The sequence below is a fragment of the Ruegeria sp. YKSD179 genome, from assembly GCF_059612885.1.
Genome location: NZ_JBXWRL010000024.1, coordinates 42,214 through 63,104, shown reverse-complemented (window position 1 = coordinate 63,104; position 20,891 = coordinate 42,214). Strand labels below are relative to the sequence as shown.

Here is a 20,891-nt window from a genome sequence, read left to right as displayed (position 1 = left end):
CTATACTAAATTAGACAGATTTATTGGTTCTCGTTGGGGGCTTGGTGTCAATGCCGAGATCGGCCAGAATCTCATTCGTGTGTTCGCCACGGGTGGGTATTGGCCCCGGTTGCCATTTATGCGTTGAAAACCTTGGCGCGGCAGCAGCTTGTAGTGCGCCATCGAGTGTTTGCCATGTTCCGCGGGCCCGGTTCATTTCGTGATGCCGTGCTTCTTGCGGACTTAGAACAGGAGCGACACAGGCATCAGTGCCAGCAAACAGTTTTGCCCATTGATCGCGCGATTTAGTGGAAAAAAGTTCGGCCAAGCGTTCCGTCAACTCTGGCCAAAGTGCCGCGTCAAACTGGTTTTGAAACTTTGGGTCACCAGAAAGATCAAGCAGCTTCAAGAATTCCGCATAGAATTTTGGCTCGAGGCACTGGACTGAGATGTGCTTGCCATCCGAGCAAGTATAACAACGGCTCCAATGTGGCCCGTCCAAAAGGCTATTACCACGTGTCTCTGATAAGCCGCCAACTTGGCCAAGGCTCATCAGCAAGTTCATCAAATGGGCAGAGCCGTCATATATGGCTGCGTCAACTACGGTGCCGCGACCGGTCTGCTGGGCATTCAACAGGGCAGCAAGAATCCCCGTAACCAGATACATTGCACCTCCGCCTATGTCGCCAACAAGTGTTGCAGGGGTCTGAGGAACCGAGCCTGGGGCAGAGGCGTACCAAAGCGCGCCTGACAGGGCGATATAGTTCAGGTCGTGGCCGGCGGTTTCCGAGTTTGGGCTGTCCTGACCCCAGCCTGTCATACGCCCGTAAACCAGTTTGGGGTTTTCGGCCAGGCACATTTCGGGCCCCAATCCTAACTTCTCCATTACGCCAGGTCTAAAACCTTCGATCAGCGCATCGGAAGAGGCGATGAGGCGTCGGGCGATTTCAAGATCGCCCTGTTCCTTCAGGTTCAGTTCAACGGATCGTTTTCCCCGATCCAACAGAGACCGATCAGGTGTGGCGGGTGTCACAGGTCCACCCGCCCGGTGTATCGTGATCACGTCCGCGCCAAGATCGGCTAACAGCATGGCAGCGAACGGGCCAGGTCCTAAACCTTCGATTTCGATAATGCGTAATCCATCCAGCATAGCTGCCCTCCCGCAAAGTAGGGTTTCGTTCCAAGACCCGGAAAGCAAGCGTACATTGAAAAGTCTACAGCCTTTGCGAACAGTCATGTGTGCGATTTTGATCTGTTCGCCCATGATTTGTCGCGGTAATGTGCACAGCGGAACGAGGACGAACATGAATACGATTTTGTCGATCAAGGATCTGCGCAAATCATATGCGGGCGGTTTTGAGGCGTTGAAGGGCGTTTCACTGGACATAAAAGAAGGGGAAATACTGGCTCTGTTAGGTCCAAATGGCGCCGGAAAAACGACTTTGATTTCAACAGTATGTGGTATTACGACGCCGACTTCGGGCGTTGTTACTGTGGGGGGGTACGATACTCAATCGGATTTCCGAGCAGCGCGTCAGATGATTGGATTAGTGCCGCAGGACATCGCGCTCGAACCCTTCGAAAAGGTTTGGAACACGGTGCGTTTTTCACGCGGGTTGTTCGGTTATGGCAAAGATAACGCCAAGATTGAAGATATTCTGCGCAAACTGTCGCTATGGGACAAACGCCGTAGTTCAATGAAGGAACTGTCGGGCGGTATGAAACGGCGCGTCCTGATTGCCAAAGCCTTGGCGCATGAACCTCGCGTGTTGTTTCTGGACGAACCCACCGCTGGCGTCGACGTAGAACTGCGAAAGGATATGTGGGCGATCGTGGCCGAATTGAAAGCGGCTGGTGTCACCATCATATTGACGACGCACTACATCGAAGAGGCCGAAGCTATCGCTGATCGAATTGGCGTTATTGACAAGGGCGAGTTGCTTTTGGTGCAGGACAAAGAGACGCTGATGTCTCAGATGGGAAAGAAGCAGATCGAGGTGACGCTGAACGAGCCCATCGACTCCATCCCGGACAGCCTGTCTGACCATCGGCTTTCGTTGAACGGCTCTGGCGATGTTCTAGTGTTTACCTATGACACCAACGCCGAACGTACTGGCATCACAACCTTGCTGAACGACGTCGCGCAAGCAGGCCTTGTGTTGAGGGACGTGCAGACCCGTCAGTCGAGCCTCGAGGAGATATTTGTCAACCTGGTGTCCGGAGAACCCGAATGAACTGGTCTGCGATTGCCGCAATCTATCGATTTGAAATGGGAAGGTTCTTTCGCACCTTGGCGCAAAGTTTTCTGTCGCCTGTTATTTCTACAACTCTCTATTTTGTTGTTTTCGGAACCGCCATTGGCAGCCGGATTCAAGAGGTCGAAGGCGTGCCATATGGCGCGTTTATTGTTCCCGGGCTGATAATATTGTCGGTTGTAATGCTGGCAATTTCGAACGCTTCATTCGCGATTTATTTCCCGAAGTTTCTGGGTACAATCTATGAACTGCTCTCGGCACCTGTTAATTTCATCGAAATCGTGATCGGCTATGTTGGGGCTGCGGCCACCAAGTCCCTATTTGTGGGCTTGGTGATTTTGGTGACTGCTACATTTTTCGTGGACATTCGTATTGAACACCCGTTTGCGATGGCAGCGTTTCTGATTTTGACGTGTTTAAGCTTTTCGTTACTGGGCTTTATTATCGGTATTTGGGCCAGCAATTTCGAACAGATGTCGCTGGTGCCGCAGCTTGTCGTCACGCCGCTGATTTTTCTGGGCGGCACATTTTATTCAATCTCAATGCTGCCGCCCATTTGGCAGACCATTACATTGTTCAATCCAGTGGTTTATCTGATCTCAGGCTTTCGTTGGTCATTCTACGGGTTGGCGGATGTGCCGATCGCTTTCAGTTTGCTAGCCATCCTGGCCTTTACCTGTGGGTGCCTTGCAATAGTTGGCTGGATCTTCAAAACTGGCTGGCGCATCCGCAGTTAGGGCGTTGCATTTTTGCCCATCGGATGTGTTAAATTGGTTTTCGTCGTGGATATGGCCCTCAGGTTCCCTTGTTTAAGCGTGAGGCGCACTCTACATCGGCACCCATGAAGTTCAGCCTGCCTTTTCTAAAAAAGTCCCCCCTTGTGGCCGTGATCCGTTTGTCCGGAGCTATTGGCATGGCCGGTCGTGCGTCTCTGAGCGACACGACGCTGGCCCCAATTCTGGAAAAAGCATTCCGCAAGGGTAAACCAGTCGCAGTTGCGCTCGAAATCAATTCTCCTGGAGGGTCTCCGGTTCAAAGTTCACTGATTGGAGCGCGGATCAGGCGTCTGTCAGACGAGCTGGAAATTCCAGTGTTTGCATTTGTCGAAGACGTGGCGGCGTCAGGTGGTTATTGGTTGGCAGCATCGGCTGACGAAATCTGGGCCGATGACTGCTCTGTCATTGGTTCAATAGGAGTTATTTCTGCGGGCTTTGGTGCCCATGTATTCTTGGCGCGGCAGGGGGTAGAACGCAGGGTTCATACTGCCGGTCAGTCAAAATCGATGTTGGACCCATTCGCCCCGGAAAAGAAAGAAGATGTCGAACGGCTAAAAACTTTGCTCGGCGATATCCACGAAAACTTTATCACGCACGTAAAAACACGTCGTGGAGACAAGCTGGATGGAAAAGCCGATTTGTTTGACGGTGAGATTTGGCTGGCTCGCAGGGCGCAGGAACTGGGCCTGATTGACGGGATTGCCCATTTGAAGCCGAAAATGCAGGAACGCTATGGAGAAAAAGTAAAATTCCGCCGCTACGGCCTGCGCAAGCAGATCTGGTCGCGCATTGGTGCTACTTTGACCCAGGACGCAATTGCCGGCCTTGAGGAGCGCGCAGCCTATGCGCGTTTCGGGTTGTAACGTGATCATCAAGGCCGTAACCCTTTTCCTGATTGCTATGGGGGTACTGGCGATGTTCGGCAAGCTTCGCTTTCCCGGACAACGCCGCCTGAAATCCGCTAAATGTCCGCGCTGCGGCCGTTTTCGAATAGGTAAAGGCCCTTGCGCCTGTGAAAAAGGAGGCCGCGGATGACGGCGTGGCTGCTTTCCGGCCTGGGGTTGCTTATCCTTTTACTGGCCGGAGACGCGCTGGTGCGCGGCGCGGCAAACCTCAGCCTAAGGTTAGGTGTACCCGCGCTTATTGTAAGTTTGACTATTGTGGCCTTTGGCACGTCGGCCCCTGAACTATTGATTGCCATCAGTGCTGTTCAAGAAAATGCTCCGGGGATCGCGCTGGGTAACGTGGTCGGTTCGAACACGGCAAACATACTTTTGGTTTTGGGCGTTCCGGCCATGCTGGCCACTCTTCACACCAGCGAATGTGACAGTCGCAAGAACTATGTATTCATGTTGATTGCATCGGTTCTGTTCATCGCCTTGGCATTTCTTGGTGTCTTTACATTGCTCAGCGGGGCAATCCTGCTTGCTGCCTTGGCGTTGGTTCTTGCAAACGCTTTTCGTGAAGCGCACGCGCACCGCAGTGCTTGTGCTGCTGAAGAAGAATTGGAAGGGTTGGAAGAGGCCGACCCGGATATGCCTTACTGGAAACTGTCGATCTACCTGATCCTCGGGTTGATCGGACTACCGATGGGTGCCCATCTGCTGGTGGAAAACGCAACCGTCATAGCTCTCACATACGGTGTGAGCGAAACTGTGATTGGTTTGACACTGGTCGCAGTTGGAACATCGTTGCCGGAACTTGCGACCACTGTGATGGCTGCTTTGCGCAGGCAGGCGGACGTGGCGTTGGGCAATGTGATCGGTTCGAACATGTTCAATCTATTGGCCATTATCGGCATTGCCACTTTGTTCGGTCGCATCCCTGTAGACCCAGAATTTTTGCAGTTCGATCTTTGGGTGATGTTGGGTGCGTCGCTGTTGCTGGTACCATTCGTGTTCTTCAAAAAGGACATTACCCGCGTGTGGGGCATGGTATTGACGATGTTATATTTGGTGTATGTCGTCATTCTTCTGGCGTGATCTGACCTAGGGAGGCCACGATGCCCAAAGCTTTGGTAACTGGTGCTGGGCGGCGATTGGGTCGTTCTATGGCGATTTATCTTGCAGAACGCGGTCATGACGTTGCAATCCACTACGCTTCTTCGCGCGAGGCGGCAGAGGATACCGCCGACAAGATCAAAGCGCTTGGTCGGTCCGCGATCGCATTGAAGGCCGACTTGTTGGATGAAAATCAAGTCCATTCACTGTTGCCCCGTGCCGCAGAGGCGCTGGGTGGTCCGGTAACCTGCCTGGTGAACAACGCGTCGATTTTTGAATACGACAATATTCACACTGCAACACGCCGCAGTTGGGATCGCCATATCGACAGCAACCTGAGAGCTCCATTCGTTTTGACACAGTCTATGGCCGAACAGGGACTTGAACCGATTGTTGACAACGAGGGAGAGCCGGTCGCAACGGGCTTGATCGTAAACATGGTCGACATGCGGGTACGAAAACTGACACCAGAATTCATGACGTACACTATCGCCAAAATGGGGTTGTGGGCTTTGACGCGCACGACCGCTCAGGCACTCACACCTGCGATCCGCGTAAATGCGATCGGCCCTGGCCCGACTTTACAAGGCCACCGTCAAAGCGAAGCCCACTTCAAGGCCCAGAGAAAAAATACGGTTTTGGAGCGGGGCGCAAACCCTTCAGATATTACCGCGGCACTGGGGTATTTTTTGGACGCTCATGCGGTCACCGGGCAGTTGTTATGCGTCGATGGCGGTCAACACCTCGTTTGGCAGACGCCGGATGTTCTTGGCGTGGAATAGACATATTCGCTTCAAGTTTTGCACCGCTCGCGGCTTTGTTACACTTGCGTTACAAAAATGTCTTTTTTTTCATATACTTGTTTTACACATAAAAAAATACTCAATAATTTCAAATAGTTAAAATAGCGCCCAATTTTTAGGCAGTTCAGCGAAAGGACAGTAATTTAAGGGGATTTCGACAAACCCAAAAACTTATCTGCGTAGTTATCCACAGAAACCGTGGATTTGTTTTCTCTTGATCTAAGGCGCACAAGATTGCAGCCATTGCCAGAGAATCATATCTCATGACTATGACGTCCCAGAACGAATCGACTTCGGAAACTCAGCCATCAGGTTATGCCTGCATCCAGAGATATGTGAAAACGCTGGACAGTTCGCCTGGCGTCTATCGCATGTTGGATAGCGAGAGCAGAGTCCTTTATGTAGGCAAGGCCCGAAACCTGAAAGCGCGGGTATCCAATTACGCTCGTCCAGGTCATTCTGGTCGGATCGAGAGGATGATCGCCGCTACAGCCTCGATGATGTTCTTGACTACCCGCACTGAAACCGAAGCTCTGTTGCTTGAGCAGAACCTGATCAAGCAACTAAAGCCAAAGTACAACGTGCTGCTACGTGATGACAAAAGCTTTCCAAATATTCTGGTGGCCAAGGATCATCCTTTTCCTCAGATAAAAAAGCACCGGGGTGCAAAGAAAGAAAAGGGCGCTTACTTTGGCCCCTTCGCCAGTGCAGGTGCTGTGAACCGGACCCTCAATCAGCTTCAAAAGGCATTTCTGCTGCGAAACTGTTCGGATTCGATGTTCGACAGTCGTACGCGGCCCTGTCTTCTCTATCAGATCAAGAGGTGCTCGGGTCCATGTGTCGGGTTGATCTCGGACAAAGAATACCGCGAAAGTGTCAAAGATGCAGAGCGGTTCTTGTCTGGGCGATCTACTAAAGTTCAGGAAGAGCTGGCCGAACAGATGATGGCGGCGTCCGAGGCGATGGAATTTGAGCGTGCTGCCAGTCTTCGGGATCGAATTCGGGCTTTAACGCAAGTTCAAACCAGCCAAGGAATCAATCCGCGCGGTGTTACCGAGGCGGATGTAATCGGACTGTTCATGGACAGCGGACAGGCCTGTGTACAAGTTTTCTTCATCCGGGCCAACCAGAACTGGGGCAACCGAGATTTTTATCCGCGTGTCGGGCCAGATGTTTCTGCGGCAGAGGTCATGGAAGCGTTTCTGGGGCAATTCTACGACAATAAGGAACCACCGCTTCAGTTGATCTTGTCTGATGCAATCGAGAACGCAGACCTCATGCAGGAAGCATTGTCTGAAAAAGCTGGTCGCAGGGTCGAAATTTTAGTGCCACAGCGTGGAGAAAAACAAGAACTGGTCGCTGGAGCCTTGCGAAATGCGCGCGAATCTTTGGCCCGCCGCATGTCGGAAACTGCCACGCAAGCCAAGCTGTTGCGCGGCTTGGCCGAGGCATTCGATCTAGACAACCCTCCTGAACGGATAGAGGTGTACGACAACTCGCATATCCAGGGCACCAATGCGGTGGGCGGTATGATTGTGGCCGGCCCTGAGGGCTTTATTAAAAACTCTTATCGCAAGTTCAATATCCGCGGTGACGACCTGACACCAGGCGACGACTTTGGAATGATGAAAGAGGTTCTGACGCGCCGCTTTACACGCCTTCAGAAAGAAGATCCGGATCGAGACAAGGGTCATTGGCCGGACCTGTTGTTGATAGACGGAGGGGCAGGCCAGGTCAGTGCAGTGCATGAAATCATGGCGCAGCATGGGGTGGAAGACATCCCGATGATCGGTGTAGCCAAGGGTGTAGACCGGGATCACGGCAAGGAAGAGTTCCATCGATTTGGCCAGCGACCCTTTGCACTAAAACGAAACGATCCTGTTCTGTATTTTATTCAACGATTGCGGGATGAGGCCCACCGTTTTGCTATCGGAACACATCGCGCCAAGCGGTCAAAAGCCGTAGGTGCCACCCCGTTAGATGAAATACCCGGGGTTGGCGCCGCGCGAAAACGCGCGCTGCTGGCGCATTTTGGCAGCGCCAAAGCAGTCAGCCGCGCCAATCTGGCCGACTTAAGAGCAGTGGACGGAATTTCAGCAGGCCTTGCGCAAAAGGTCTATGACTTCTTTCATGAAAAAGGTTAGTGGTATCTGCCGCGCCAAAGGATGTAGAGACCCGAGGCTACGATCAGGGCGCTTCCGATCCACATAGTTTGATCCAATCGCTCGCCGAACAAAAACACGCCCAAACCGATACCGAACAGAAGGCGTGAGTATCGAAACGGTGTCACCGCCGACACTTCGCCCGTTCTCATTGCCTTCATCAGAGACGCATATGCCATTGTACCGAACATCACCGCGCCCGCTAGGTAAAAACCGGAATCAGAGGAAAGAGGTTCTGCAGGAACGCCTTCCACAAAGCGATAGAAAAACCCGGCGACAATGACGCTGAGAAAACCGTAAAATCCCAACAAATCGGTTCCCAGTTGCGCAGGTGCCGCGCGGCTGGCCAGATCTCGACCGGCCAAACCCAGCATTCCGAAAACTGCCAACAGCGATAGAATTGAGAAGCTGTCACCGGTTGGTTGGATGACAACAATTACACCGGCCATGCCGACAAAGATCGCGCTCCATCGGCGCCAACCGACTGTTTCGCCAAAAATCAGAGCGGCCCCTGCGACGACGACTAATGGTGCGGCTTGTAGTATCACAGTAGCCGAAGACAACGGCGTCAAGGCGACGGCCAGAACATAGAACAACCGACCGAGAACCTCAAAAAACCCTCGGATGAGCATCGGGCGGGAAAGAACAGCCCTTTGAAACAGTCGCGAACCTCGCAGCGTCGATATCGCGCCGAATACAGCAGATCCACCCAACCCGAAATAAACCAGAACTTGCCAAACAGGCAGTGACTTGGACATTCCTTTAAGGAAAGCATCTTCAATGGCGAACCCGGCCATCGCTGTAATCATCCAAATACTGCCAATCAGGTTCGATCGGGAATTAGTTAGAACTTGAGCTGTCATCTTGGATGCTTCATTGGCCTGATTCACGCGGCAATCTGACGCCAATCGTGGCGGAGGCCAAGTCCAATTTCGAACGCACCTGACAGCTGCGGCGCTTTGACCAAGCCCATGTGATCGGTATAGTTTTTTGCTGCACCGTCTTTTCTGTCCGGAACCGGCGATGTAGGCTCCGCTGCATGAAATGGAACTTGCCCAATATCCTTACGATACTGCGCCTGCTTGCCGCGCCAGGCCTGGCGGTGATGTTTCTGTACTTCACTCGCCCCTATGCGGACTGGTTTGCGCTAATCCTGTTTTTGTCAGCTGCAATCACCGACTGGTTTGATGGATATCTGGCCCGCGCTTGGAAACAAGAGACCAAGATTGGCGCTATGTTGGACCCTATCGCCGATAAGGCGATGGTTGTAATCGCGCTTATGATCCTAGTGGGCTATTCAACTGAACATTGGACACCTTGGCTGGTTCTTCCAGCAACTGTGATCTTATTCCGAGAAGTTTTTGTTTCTGGCCTGCGCGAGTATTTGGGAGACGTGGCCGGAACATTGAAAGTCACGAAACTGGCAAAATGGAAAACAACCGCGCAGATGGTTGCCATCGCAATAATGTTCTCACAGGGTATTTTTGAACACTATGCAGTGATGGCGACCTACGGCATGGATGCTGATTTGGTCGAACAAGTTATCGCCGGACAAGTTGAGGATGTGAACAATTTACGCTGGCACCTCAGTGGAATGTACTGGTCCGGACAGGTCGGGCTGTGGCTGTTGTGGATTGCCGCTGCGCTGACATTGATCACGGGTTATGACTACCTACGTAAAGCCATGCCTCATCTGAAGGAGAGCTAGTGGATGGATGTGCTGTATTTCGCTTGGGTTCGCGAACGCATCGGAATTCCAAAAGAACGGGTGGAGACCAGGGCTGCCACGGTCGCGGAATTGGTGGCAGAGCTAAGTGAGCGCGAAGATCGCTACGCCGCCGCATTCGCGGATATCTCAGCTTTGCGCGTGGCACTTGATCAGGAGTTGGCTGACTTCGATGCACCGCTTTCCGGTGTGCGCGAAGTGGCTTTTTTTCCGCCAATGACTGGTGGATGACCAAATGCGTATCGCGGTTCAGGAAGAACAATTTGATCTGGGGGCCGAGGCTAATTCATTCGCCCGGGGTAACGTTGCGCATGGAGCTATCGTTACATTCACAGGTGTGGTGCGCGATCTTGCAACCGGCGATTTGGATGTAATGGAAATTGAGCATTATCCCGGCATGACTGAAAGGGCCTTGACGAAGATCGCTCAGGAGGCGCAGAAAAGATGGTCCTTAGGCGACGTGCTGGTGATCCACAGGCATGGGCGTCTTGAGCCAGGAGAGCGGATCATGATGGTCGCCACCGCGGCGCCGCATCGCAAAGATGCGTTCGAGGCAGCAGAGTTTCTGATGGATTATCTTAAATCCCGTGCGCCTTTCTGGAAAAAGGAAATCACCAGGTCGGGTGCGGAATGGGTCGCAGCCAGGGATGAGGATGAAAACGCTTTGGGCCGCTGGTAGCGTCGTAAAACATATCGCGCGAGCGTTTAGTCCGAGTCTCTGATCCGCCCGCGCAGTTCATCGGCCTCTTGACGCGCAGCGCGAAGTCCGTCCATCGCAGCGGTCAGTTCCGCCTCAGTCTGGGTCAGTTGGTTCGTAAGTTCGGCCTCACGCTGCTGAAGGTAAGTAATTGCCTGATCCCGCGTCTCTTCGGCTTCATGCAGCTCTTGGCTCATGCGATCCAAATCGGCCACATCGCTTTGGCGGACACGCGACAGACGATGGGCCAGCCAGTTGGCGAACCATCCCATGCAAAAGGCCGCGAACAAGATAATGGCAGTGGCTATTATGAATTCAGTTCGGTTCAACTTGCAGATTCCCTGTTTCCGCGTCGGGCGTTGCATCGTCCGTTGGTTCGGCTTCTATCGCTTCAAGTTCGGATTCCAATGCCTCTAGTCCAGATTCATTGTTTGTACCGGGTTCAGGGCGAACAAGCCGGAATTCAATCCGTCGGTTTTCTTCTCGACCCTCTTCTGTGTCGTTATCGGCAATGGGCTGCGTTTCGCCATAACCCACCGCAGTATAACTGGACGTTGGGATTCGCCGCCCTCTTAGTTCCGTCAGAATGGATTGCGCGCGGGACTGGCTGAGCTGAAGGTTCATCTCTTCGCGACCCTGACTGTCGGTATGACCTTGGATTTCCATCCTTATCGGTCCGCACTCTCGCAGGATATCGGCAATCTGGTTCACTGTGTCACGCGACTCTGCGGCAATTGTGGCCGACCCGGGTTCGAACGCGATTTTGCTGGCGGATTGAATTTCCGCTATCTGCTCTTCGCACTGCTCAGGGTCGGGCAGAGCGTCTTCCGGTTCAGGCGGTGCCTGATAGGCAATTAGCAGGTTGAAATCCTGTGCATCGCCCAGCTGTTCTGATAGTTGCCCTGCGATCCGGGCTTTTGCTTGGGGATCGTGGGTTATGCCCGAAAGTTCGACATAGTCGGGGGTCACTGTTAATGCTCCGTTATTCAGCTGTGACAGTGCATCAAGTCCGGCCAGTACTCGTACGGACCAGTCTTCCGGCAGGTCAGACACTAAACGGGTCGCGGTGTATACTTGGTTGGACCCAAATGCCGCTTTTGCAAAGCTGTCGACCATGTCCCGCAAGGCTTCATCTTCAAGACGCCCGCGCAATTGCACAAGGCCTTCGGGACTGCGCGTCGCGGTAAACTCGACTGGGCCACTCTGTTCCTGAGTTTCCGGTTCGGTCAGAACGGCATGAAGAACAAATACGTCTGGCAATGCTGTTTCAAGTTCTCCGACCACGCGATCAAAAAGGGCGGGGTCGGTATCCTGTGCGGCCACCAGTGTGACGTCTGCGTCAGAAAGAGTAACGGATCCGCGCCCCAATTCGGAAAGTGCGCGAATGCTTAGCTGAGCGGCGCTGGCCCATCGCGGAGAGGGTACGCCCAATCCAATCGTGCAGTCGTGTGGTCCCGTTAAACCAGCTTTCTTGGCCGCCTCTAATATACTGGCGCGCGCTGTTTCGTCTTGGGCAGAACAAGCGTCGAACTGCCCTCCTGCTTCGTTGATCAGATAGCGCAAAGTGAACGGAGTTATGACCGGCCTCGGTGCGGAAATAGATAGCCCAATACGCAGGCTGGGTGGCGCAGCACGGGTCAGCTCCTGTTCCAACCGTTCTTTTTCCTGTTGGCTATCAGTAATCGCGGTGATCCGGACCAACCCGGGGCTTGCAGAAATCTTGGACCTAGGCAGTTTTGATAGCGCCGCGACAGCAAAAGTTACTGCGTCATCCCACCCCTTTGGTTCGGGGTAATCCGCGGTTTCCATAAGGTCCGAAACGCTAACACCGGGGTTCAAGCGTTTTAGGTTGTCGATCAGAGCGCCGCGGTCCTCGCTTGCGGGGATCAAACCAATCAACGAAATTCCATTATCGTTGCGCAAGATCTCGGCCGAGAATCGGGGCGGGTTCAGATTGGCTGTCGGTGCAACTTCCATTTCGTCGATCACGCGCGAAGTGTCGACCTCGGTTCCGGCTGCAGTCAGCGCGTTGAACCGGGTCGCTTCCGTTGGGGCCGTTCCTGTCAAAACAACACGCAAACCGTCCGATTGCACTTCGGCCCAGTCATGACCCTGCAGGTCCAGCGCCCGGCGTACAGCCAGTTCAGAGGCGTCTTCGATCCGTGTGACAGCCAAGCCTGCACCCACAACGGATATCATGGCTGATATGACAAAAAACACGGCAACGGCGATTGCGTATGGCAGGCGCATGGGGTGAATTGTGACTCCTCGGTCGTCTGGCATCGGACTCATACAGACCCCGGGCCGGAGGTTCAATCAGAGCAATAGTGCGACGCAAAGGAAGATAAGCGGAATAAGGCCGGTGTCCCGGTTGGCGCGAAATAATTGCAATAATTTCGCGTTGTCTTCAGTGTCCAGACCGCGCAGTTGCCACGCCATATGCCACCCCATTGCCCACGGCCCTGCCAGCGCGACCGCCAAAGCAAGTAGCGAGGCCCGCGGCAATGCAGCGTCGATAATGGCAAGTGCCATCAGACTTACGGTAAGAACCAGAAAATACTTGAGCCATCTGGCTGTATCGACGCCAAACAGGCGAGCGGTGGATTTCACACCAATCAATTCATCGTCTTCAGCGTCCTGATGAGCGTAGATCGTATCATAAAACAGGGTCCACGCGATTCCTGACAAGTAAAGGGTGATTGCAGGCCAACCTATAGTCCCTGTATGGGCGGCCCAGGTCAGCAGAACGCCCCAGTTGAAAGCTAATCCAAGAAACACCTGCGGCCACCAAGTGAATCGTTTGGCAAACGGATAGATGGTCACGGGCAGCAAGGACAGTACACCCATTGCGATGGCTGCGCGGTTGAAAGTCAACAGAATTGCCAGTGCAAACAAACATTGAAGTACCATCCAAATTATCGCCTGCCGCACACTGACCTGGCCCGAAGGGATCGGTCGTGACAGTGTCCGCTCGACCCGGGCGTCGATGTCACGGTCCGTTATGTCGTTCCAAGTGCAACCGGCCCCTCGCATCAAGAACGCTCCAATAGCGCAACCTGCCGCAATCCAAAGGTCGCTCCAACGCGCGTCTCCACGGCTGAGGATTGCCAATGCTAATCCCCACCAGCAGGGGATCAGCAGCAGCCAGGTGCCAATAGGTCGATCAGCCCGAGACAAACGCAAGTAAGGGCGCGCAAAGGCCGGAGCGTGGGTATCCACCCAGTTTCCCGTGACGGCATCGGCAACTTGACCGTCTGGTGTTGGCGCATTGCCTTGCATATGTAAGGTCCCATGAACGCAAAAATCAGATTGTATGTAGATCACCCTTTGGGTCAGGGGCAATCGGTTCCTTTGACGCGTGACCAGGCGCATTACCTGTTCGGGGTGATGCGGCTGTCCCTTGGTGGCCCAGTTGCCCTGTTCAACGGTCGCGATGGTGAATGGATGGCCGAGATTGTCGAAGCCGGCAAAAAAGGGGGCGTTCTGATCTGCTTAAAGCAGACCAAGCAACTTCAATTGCCGCCCGATCTATGGTTCTTGTTTGCGCCAATCAAAAAGGCACGTACCGATTTCATCGTTGAAAAGGCGGCGGAAATGGGCGCGGCGCGGATCGTGCCGGTGCAGACGCAATTCACCAATTCCGAGCGCATTCGCCAAGATCGTTTACAATCCCATGCAATCGAGGCTGCGGAACAATGTGGTGGGACTTTTGTGCCAGAGGTCGTTGACCTGAAACGTCTTGATTCGGTTTTGGACTCTTGGCCCGAAAATCGCCAATTGATGTTCTGTGATGAGGCCGAAGCAGGTGCGGCCTTGCATCTAACTGCTACAGAGAAAGGTCGTCCTTGGGCCATTCTGATCGGCCCGGAGGGGGGGTTTTCTGAACGTGAACGCGCGCGGCTGGCGGCGTTACCCTTTGCCCACGTAGTTAGCCTTGGGCCGCGTGTCTTGCGTGCGGATACCGCGGCAGTCGCTGCATTGACCATGTGGCAACAGGTATTGGGGGATTGGACTTGACTCCCCCACCCAGGCTTCATGTTTTGACGGCTACGCAGTCTGACAACGCGGTTATACTGCGCCGAGGACCTTCAGCTCAGGTTGCGGCGTTGTCTTGGGATCGGCGCAGGAACAAGGTAGAATTGGGTCGATGGATCAACGGGCGTATCCATGAATATCGGTGCGACCTGTCCCCCGACGGCAAGCATCTTGTTTACTTTGCTTGCCATGGTTCCAGGTGTTGGACCGCAGTATCCAGAACACCATGGTTGGCGGCCATCGCGTTCTGGCCGCAGGAGGACAGTTGGTTCGGCGGTGGTGCATTCACGGATGAGGGTGCGCTGTGGCGTAATGGGGCAGCTGCGGAAGATCATCTGCCCGATGGACTTGTCCCGGCCCCGATTGATGCTTATCCGCAGTCTACCGATGGATTTCACATGGGGGATCTGGCTGCATCCCGATTGGAACGGCGAGGCTGGAACCGTATTGAAGGTGCGCGATACGAGACGGTTCTGCAGCTCGAGCTTTCCTCTGGATTTGCCTTGCGCCAGAGTTTTTCACTGGGCCGCAAGAACAGGGCAATGATCTCAAGCAGTTATGCTTTGATCGCTCCTGGTGAAGAGAATATTGCTGATTTGAATGGGTGGGAGTGGGCGGACTTTTTTGAAAACAAAATTCAATGGGCCGAAAAAGGAGCGATCTGGCAGGCCAAAATATCACGCGAAGCGGGTCTTGTTGAACGGCATTTGGTATACGATCTGACGCCAATGAGATTTGAAGCCATCAAGGCACCTTATACCGGAGTTGAGCAGTGAGTTTCATCAGACCCGAAGCCAAGTGGGCCCTTTGGCGCTGGCGCGAAGTGTTAACGGCGCTCTTTGTTTTTTTAATAGGCTTAAGCTGGATTAGCGGTCCCGGTGGGTTGTTGGGTTGGTTGGGCTGGGTCCTGATCGCCATTTCCATAGCTCTTGCCGTTATCGGAGTTCAACGCGTCCGTTTTCGCACAGGAGCCGGCGGGCCGGGTGTGGTGACCATTGACGAGGGCCAGATAACATATTTCGGTCCCCTCGACGGCGGTATCGTCGCCACGCAGGAAATCGAACGTTTGGCATTGGACCCTACTTCCAATCCGGCACTTTGGGTTCTGGATCAGCCCGGCCAACCCACGCTTCACATTCCAGTGAATGCGGAAGGGGCCGAAGCGTTGTTTGACGTGTTTTCCAGTCTGCCGGGACTAAAAACCGAGCATATGCTGTCGGAACTAAACGGCGGTTCTGAACACCCGGTCGTCATTTGGGAACGACGCCCATCGCGCCCCTTGCATGTTCGGCTGCATTGACACTGCCGCGGTTTAGGATAACCACTGGCCAACACGACTGACGCAGCAAGATCGGAGCACGGTTCATGTCTATCCCTCAGTCCGGCGGCGGACCGATCGAACGCCATGAGCAACTGGCCGAATATCTGGAAGCCGGCTGTAAACCCAAAGTGGATTGGCGTATTGGCACCGAGCATGAAAAATTTGGCTACTGCAAGGACACGTTGAAACCTCTGCCTTATGAAGGTGAACGCTCAATTCTGGCGGTTTTGCAAGGCCTGCGTGATTTGCACGGTTGGGCGCCTGTTGAAGAAGGCGGCAAACTGATTGGCCTGGAAAAAGACGGGGCGAACGTTTCGCTTGAGCCGGGCGGTCAACTGGAACTATCAGGCGCGCCGCTTGAAACGATCCACGAAACCTGTGACGAGGTGAACGCGCATCTGCGCGATGTGAAAGACATTGCGGATAAAATTGGCGTTGGATTCATAGGTCTTGGTGCGGCTCCGATATGGACACATGAAGACATGCCATTGATGCCTAAAGGGCGTTATCGGCTAATGAACGACTACATGGAAAAGGTCGGAACGATGGGCCGGGCCATGATGCGGCGGACTTGCACAGTTCAGGTCAATATCGATTTTGGATCCGAAGCGGACATGGTGCAAAAGCTTCGCGTTGCGCTGGCGTTGCAACCCGTCGCTACGGCGTTATTTGCGAACTCACCATTTTTCGAAGGCAAGCCCAATGGGCAGAAAAGCTGGCGCAGCTACATTTGGCGGCATTTGGATGATGCGCGAACCGGGATGTTGCCTTTCGTGTTTGAAGAAGGTTTTGGATTCGAACGATACGTTCAGTACGCGCTCGATGTGCCAATGTATTTTGTTTACCGCAATGGAAAGTACATTGATGCGCTCGGCATGTCTTTTCGCGACTTTCTTCAGGGTAAACTGCCGGCTCTGCCCGGTGAGACACCAACACTGAGTGATTGGGCTGACCACCTGACGACGGCATTCCCCGAAGCGCGGATCAAGAAATTCATGGAAATGCGCGGAGCTGATGGTGGTCCCTGGCGGCGTCTGTGCGCTTTGCCGGCGTTCTGGGTGGGCCTGACGTATGATCAGGGCGCGCTGGATGCCGCATGGGATCTGGTAAAGGATTGGGATGCCGAGACACGCGAAACTCTGAGAGTCGAAGCCGCAAAGAACGGTTTGCAGGCGCAGGTGGGCAAAATTAATATGCATGATTTGGCGCGCGAGGTGGTTGCGATCGCGAGTTCCGGATTGGCTGCCCGCGCCCGGCCGGGCGCCGGAGGTCTCGTTCAGGATGAGACACATTTTCTGAACGCGCTCAACGACAGTATCGAATCCGGGAAAGTGCCTGCCGACGAATTGCTGGACAAGTATTACGGTGAATGGCAAAGCGATCTGACCAGAATTTATCCCGAATTCAGCTACTGACGCCGCAGTGCTGTATAGGGTTGTGTTGCAGTTGGGAAAGCATTTGCTATTCGTTTAATTACACCCTTGCCATCAGCAGGGCGTTTTCGCGTAGTGTTGGGCCAAATTTTCTGACTGTGAAAACGAAATGGCCCGTATCAGCGAACTACATTACTCGAACGCTTATGCCGCTCAGACAGGCGTTTCCGAGTTTTTGGAAGTCTCACTTCGTCCGGGTGAGGATCCGGCGGATTTTACCGTGTCGTTCTACCAGGCCAACGGTCAGGTCGGTATCGAAATCCCATTGACTGACCCCTCGGTCCAAGTCTTGATCGACCCGGACAACAACGAACAGGTTTTCGTTATATCGGCAGATGATTTCCCTATCCTTCTGACGGACCCCAATGGTGGTGGCCCCAACAATTACGAAGCTTACGCGCTAACAAATACCTCGACGGGCGAGGTTATCGATTTTTACGATATTGGCGGCGGTACGCAGAATATCGTGGCGCAAAACGGACTTGCGGCAGGTGAAACTTCGGTCAATCTGCTGGTTTTGGTGGGGCCGAACCAAACAACGACTACGTTGCAGTTCAACCAGCCAAACCCGGATTCGCTGGTTTATGGAGATCTTTCACCTGGCGACAGTGGTGCACCCTGTTTTGTGGCCGGAACGCTGGTTGATACTCCGGAGGGCCCGCGGCGGGCGGAGACGCTTAGACCGGGTGACGCTGTATTAACGATCGATGATGGTCCCTGTCCGATCCTTTGGGCCGGGGGACGTACGGTTAAGGGGCACGGCAGGCTTGCACCCATCTGTATCCACGCAGGGGCGCTGAGTGCCGATGCTGATGTTTACGTTTCACCTCAGCACCGGCTTCTTGTGACGGGTTGGCAAGCTCAATTGCTGTTCGGCGAAGATGAGGTTCCGGTTCCCGCTAAGTCATTGGTTGACGGAGTGACTGTCACATCAGCGCCCTGCGATATCGTGCATTATGTCCATTTGTTTTTCGATCGGCATCAGTTGGTATCAACATCTGGTTTGATTTCGGAAAGTTTCTTTCCGGGCGCACAGGCGTTATCCAGTCTTGATCAAGACGCAGCGCGCGAGCTTTTTTTGTTGTTCCCTGAATTGCAGAATCATCCGGCAGGTTATGGCCAGACTGTCCGCCCGGTACGGTGCGGCGCACAGGCGGCAATGCTGCGGGCGATCTGATCCACGCCCTCTTGCTTTCGCGGACTGCTGTGATAGCAGGACTTGAACAGAATTCAGGGCAAGTTTCGGAAAGCGTCATGGACGATCTCAAGGCAAAATATCTGGGGCAGATCGCCGAAGCGGGCGACGAAAACACGCTCGAGGCGATCCGCGTCGCCGCCGTCGGGAAAAAGGGTGAAGTTGCGCTGAAGATGCGCGAATTGGGTAAAATGACCCCCGAGGAGCGCCAGATTGCAGGACCCGCACTAAACGCCCTCAAGGATGAGATCAACTCGGCTCTTACCGCTAAGAAGGCGGCACTTGCGGATGCCGCTCTGGATGAGCGGCTGCGTACGGAATGGCTGGATGTCACCTTGCCATCGCGTCCGCGCCGTCAGGGTTCAATCCACCCTGTTAGTCAGGCCACCGAAGAATTGACAGCAATTTTCGCCGAGTTGGGGTTTTCAGTGGCCGAAGGGCCGCGGATCGAAACTGATTGGCATAATTTTGACGCTTTGAATATCCCCGGCCACCACCCCGCTCGGGCCGAGATGGATACGTTCTATATGCATCGGGCCAAAGGGGATAACCGCCCGCCGCATGTGCTGCGCACACATACCTCGCCGGTTCAAATCCGCTCGATGGAGCTGCAGGGCGCACCGATCCGCGTGATCTGCCCGGGCGGCGTCTACCGCGCCGATTATGACCAGACCCACACGCCGATGTTCCATCAGGTCGAGGGGTTGGCCTTGGACAAAGACATCTCGATGGCGAACCTGAAGTGGGTTCTGGAAGAGTTCGTGAAGGCCTTCTTCGAGGTCGACGACGTCGAACTGCGCTTCCGCGCCTCACACTTCCCGTTCACCGAGCCCTCGGCCGAGGTCGACATCCGATGTTCCTGGGATAACGGTCAGCTAAAGATCGGTGAGGGCGACGACTGGATGGAGATTCTGGGGTCGGGCATGGTCCACCCCAAGGTGATCGCCGCTGGTGGGATCGACCCCGAGGTCTATCAGGGCTTTGCCTTCGGCATCGGCATCGACCGTCTGGCGATGCTGAAATACGGCATCCCTGATCTGCGGGCGTTCTTTGATTCAGACCTGCGCTGGCTGCGCCACTATGGGTTTGCCGCGCTGGATATGCCGAACCTGCATGGTGGTTTGAGTAGGTGAGTAATGTCCCGAATCTCCTGAATTCCGACAACCTTTCGAGCTTGGTGACTCTTTTTGTGGCGCTGATAGCGGTAGTCGGAGCCACAATTACTTACAGAGTGCAAAAACGACTGGATCGAGAAGCTGACCTAGTGTCAAAGAAACGCGAGCTTTATCTAAACTTCATGCGGTCCTTTATGCAGTTAAACAGTGATGGTGGACTAGAAACCTACAATTCGCTCAGGATGGAATTGTCTTTGCTAGCTTCCGATCAGGTTTTGAAAAGTGTCAATGAATTCGCAGAGTATGCCGCAGATACGTCGAGTCCGAGCGCTCAGCGCGACATGAAAAAATTTTAAAACTTGCTTGCTGCGGCGCTGACGGAAATGCGCCGAGACGTATTTAATAAGACGGCTTTATTAGTAGAAGACATCCAAAAGACGCTGCCAATTCAAAACTGATTAATAGCCAGATCGAGCGGCTTATGGCGACCTCCCACGGGGTTGTGACGTGACTTGAGGCGCAGGTTTTGTAGACTCTAGCTTATGTTCCGGATTCTGACCTGCCTGTTGTTCCTCTTCCCACTACAAGCCGCAGCAATTGACTGCCACAGCGATGTGGCATGCGACCTTGGCGACCGCTCGTACCATGTACTTGAACCGGATGGCTGGGACGGCGAAACGACTTTGCCAGTGTTGCTGCATTTTCACGGTTGGGCACGGCAGGGCGATGTGGTGGTAAATCACTCGCGGATCGCTGGCGCGACCAAGCTGAGGGGCGTGTTGTTGGTGGCGCCGAACGGTCAGCGCAAAACTTGGGATTTCTGGACCTCTGAATCCGACGATGTGGCCTTTGCGAACCGGGTTTTGGAGGATGTGGCCAAACGCTATCCAGTGGATCCTAAGCGCATCTATGTGTCCGGCTATTCCTACGGCGGCGCTATGGCGTGGCGCTATGCCTGCCAGTCGGGTGACGGCACTGCAGCATTGCTGGCTGTTGCTGGTTCGATCCGGCAGACCGAAGACTGCCCGCAAGCCCCGCGCGAAGTGCGCCACGTGCACGGGCTAAGCGACACAGTCATGGATTTTCCTATAGGTCCGAATGGCGACAAGACCTATCCGGTTGCGCTATGGCGCGAGGCTTTTGATTGCCGGACAGCGACGCCGAGGGGCGACTGGAGCGTCGAGCCATTCCTGACGCTCAGCCGGATAGAATGGAGCGATTGCGCACAGGGGCAGGTGGTGCTGGACACGCATCCGGGCGGGCATTTTATCCCTCACGGCTGGATCGGTCGGCAGTTAGACGAACTTTTGGGCCGCAACCCCACCTATCCGTAACGCGCAACGCTTGCACCTTGGCCCAATCTTTGCCATTGCCTTGGCCGACTGGATGTTTGC

At 54.1% G+C, this 20,891-nt stretch carries 22 protein-coding genes; 17 read left to right on the top strand and 5 right to left on the bottom strand.

From position 1 onward, the window contains the following. Positions 1–10 precede the first annotated feature (10 nt). Entirely contained in the window at positions 11–1,129 is a 1,119-nt protein-coding gene (locus AC2FNE_RS13425; protein WP_496805560.1) for a CaiB/BaiF CoA transferase family protein, read from the bottom strand. A gap of 154 nt (positions 1,130–1,283) precedes the next feature. Between AC2FNE_RS13425 and AC2FNE_RS13420 the strand changes: the two genes are divergently transcribed. The 7 genes from AC2FNE_RS13420 (at position 1,284) to uvrC (ending at position 7,957) form a co-directional block, all read left to right on the top strand. Further along, positions 1,284–2,213: an ABC transporter ATP-binding protein gene (locus AC2FNE_RS13420; RefSeq protein ID WP_170474699.1), complete on the top strand. Its 930-nt coding sequence runs from the start codon at positions 1,284–1,286 to the stop codon at positions 2,211–2,213. Next, complete coding sequence (locus AC2FNE_RS13415; protein ID WP_170474702.1) at positions 2,210–2,971, top strand: ABC transporter permease; 762 nt, start codon at positions 2,210–2,212, stop codon at positions 2,969–2,971. The genes AC2FNE_RS13420 and AC2FNE_RS13415 overlap by 4 nt, the downstream gene beginning before the upstream one ends. 104 nt (positions 2,972–3,075) lie before the next feature. Further along, positions 3,076–3,873, top strand: coding sequence for a S49 family peptidase (locus AC2FNE_RS13410; RefSeq protein ID WP_170605866.1), 798 nt, complete (start codon positions 3,076–3,078; stop codon positions 3,871–3,873). Then, positions 3,854–4,045 (top strand): hypothetical protein, encoded by a 192-nt coding sequence (locus AC2FNE_RS13405; RefSeq protein ID WP_254447897.1) that lies wholly within the window; start codon positions 3,854–3,856, stop codon positions 4,043–4,045. Before AC2FNE_RS13410 ends, AC2FNE_RS13405 begins: the two co-directional genes overlap by 20 nt. Beyond that, the gene (locus AC2FNE_RS13400) at positions 4,042–4,992 is read left to right on the top strand and encodes a calcium/sodium antiporter (RefSeq protein WP_496805559.1); all 951 of its coding nucleotides are present in this window, start codon (positions 4,042–4,044) and stop codon (positions 4,990–4,992) included. The genes AC2FNE_RS13405 and AC2FNE_RS13400 overlap by 4 nt, the downstream gene beginning before the upstream one ends. Positions 4,993–5,012: 20 nt before the next feature. Next, positions 5,013–5,792 (top strand): SDR family oxidoreductase, encoded by a 780-nt coding sequence (locus tag AC2FNE_RS13395; protein WP_170605870.1) that lies wholly within the window; start codon positions 5,013–5,015, stop codon positions 5,790–5,792. Between the two features lie 290 nt (positions 5,793–6,082). Further along, on the top strand, positions 6,083–7,957 hold the full coding sequence (gene uvrC, locus AC2FNE_RS13390; RefSeq protein WP_496805562.1) for an excinuclease ABC subunit UvrC: 1,875 nt from the start codon (positions 6,083–6,085) through the stop codon (positions 7,955–7,957). Here the strand turns inward: uvrC and AC2FNE_RS13385 are convergent. Then, positions 7,954–8,838 (bottom strand): DMT family transporter, encoded by an 885-nt coding sequence (locus AC2FNE_RS13385; RefSeq protein ID WP_496805558.1) that lies wholly within the window; start codon positions 8,836–8,838, stop codon positions 7,954–7,956. The genes uvrC and AC2FNE_RS13385 overlap by 4 nt on opposite strands. Before the next feature lie 176 nt (positions 8,839–9,014). Here AC2FNE_RS13385 and pgsA point away from each other — a divergent pair, with 176 nt between their 5' ends. The 3 genes from pgsA to AC2FNE_RS13370 are packed head-to-tail and all read left to right on the top strand — an operon-like array spanning position 9,015 to position 10,380. Beyond that, a complete protein-coding gene (pgsA, locus tag AC2FNE_RS13380; RefSeq protein WP_170605876.1) occupies positions 9,015–9,683 on the top strand; it encodes a CDP-diacylglycerol--glycerol-3-phosphate 3-phosphatidyltransferase in 669 nt (222 codons plus the stop codon). A 3-nt stretch (positions 9,684–9,686) separates the two neighbouring features. After that, entirely contained in the window at positions 9,687–9,932 is a 246-nt protein-coding gene (moaD, locus tag AC2FNE_RS13375; protein ID WP_170474719.1) for a molybdopterin converting factor subunit 1, read from the top strand. A gap of 4 nt (positions 9,933–9,936) precedes the next feature. After that, positions 9,937–10,380: a molybdenum cofactor biosynthesis protein MoaE gene (locus AC2FNE_RS13370; protein ID WP_170474722.1), complete on the top strand. Its 444-nt coding sequence runs from the start codon at positions 9,937–9,939 to the stop codon at positions 10,378–10,380. A gap of 26 nt (positions 10,381–10,406) precedes the next feature. Here AC2FNE_RS13370 and AC2FNE_RS13365 read toward each other — a convergent pair whose 3' ends face one another. From AC2FNE_RS13365 to ubiA, 3 genes are all read right to left on the bottom strand, one after another. Continuing rightward, entirely contained in the window at positions 10,407–10,727 is a 321-nt protein-coding gene (locus tag AC2FNE_RS13365; RefSeq protein ID WP_170474725.1) for a hypothetical protein, read from the bottom strand. Further along, complete coding sequence (locus tag AC2FNE_RS13360; protein ID WP_496805557.1) at positions 10,714–12,648, bottom strand: OmpA family protein; 1,935 nt, start codon at positions 12,646–12,648, stop codon at positions 10,714–10,716. Before AC2FNE_RS13360 ends, AC2FNE_RS13365 begins: the two co-directional genes overlap by 14 nt. Before the next feature lie 66 nt (positions 12,649–12,714). Next, a complete protein-coding gene (gene ubiA / locus AC2FNE_RS13355; RefSeq protein WP_170605878.1) occupies positions 12,715–13,677 on the bottom strand; it encodes a 4-hydroxybenzoate octaprenyltransferase in 963 nt (320 codons plus the stop codon). A 12-nt stretch (positions 13,678–13,689) separates the two neighbouring features. Here ubiA and AC2FNE_RS13350 point away from each other — a divergent pair, with 12 nt between their 5' ends. The 7 genes from AC2FNE_RS13350 (at position 13,690) to AC2FNE_RS13320 (ending at position 20,831) form a co-directional block, all read left to right on the top strand. Then, entirely contained in the window at positions 13,690–14,415 is a 726-nt protein-coding gene (locus AC2FNE_RS13350; RefSeq protein WP_170605880.1) for a 16S rRNA (uracil(1498)-N(3))-methyltransferase, read from the top strand. Next, on the top strand, positions 14,412–15,209 hold the full coding sequence (locus AC2FNE_RS13345) for a hypothetical protein (protein ID WP_496805556.1): 798 nt from the start codon (positions 14,412–14,414) through the stop codon (positions 15,207–15,209). The genes AC2FNE_RS13350 and AC2FNE_RS13345 overlap by 4 nt, the downstream gene beginning before the upstream one ends. Beyond that, entirely contained in the window at positions 15,206–15,733 is a 528-nt protein-coding gene (locus AC2FNE_RS13340; RefSeq protein WP_170474737.1) for a hypothetical protein, read from the top strand. The genes AC2FNE_RS13345 and AC2FNE_RS13340 overlap by 4 nt, the downstream gene beginning before the upstream one ends. Positions 15,734–15,798: 65 nt before the next feature. Next, entirely contained in the window at positions 15,799–17,169 is a 1,371-nt protein-coding gene (locus AC2FNE_RS13335; RefSeq protein WP_170605884.1) for a glutamate--cysteine ligase, read from the top strand. Positions 17,170–17,296: 127 nt separating this feature from the next. Next, entirely contained in the window at positions 17,297–18,364 is a 1,068-nt protein-coding gene (locus AC2FNE_RS13330; RefSeq protein ID WP_496805555.1) for a Hint domain-containing protein, read from the top strand. 77 nt (positions 18,365–18,441) lie between these two features. Beyond that, entirely contained in the window at positions 18,442–19,515 is a 1,074-nt protein-coding gene (gene pheS, locus AC2FNE_RS13325; RefSeq protein ID WP_170605888.1) for a phenylalanine--tRNA ligase subunit alpha, read from the top strand. A 524-nt stretch (positions 19,516–20,039) separates the two neighbouring features. Beyond that, positions 20,040–20,831: a CE1 family esterase gene (locus tag AC2FNE_RS13320; protein WP_496805554.1), complete on the top strand. Its 792-nt coding sequence runs from the start codon at positions 20,040–20,042 to the stop codon at positions 20,829–20,831. Positions 20,832–20,891 lie beyond the last annotated feature (60 nt).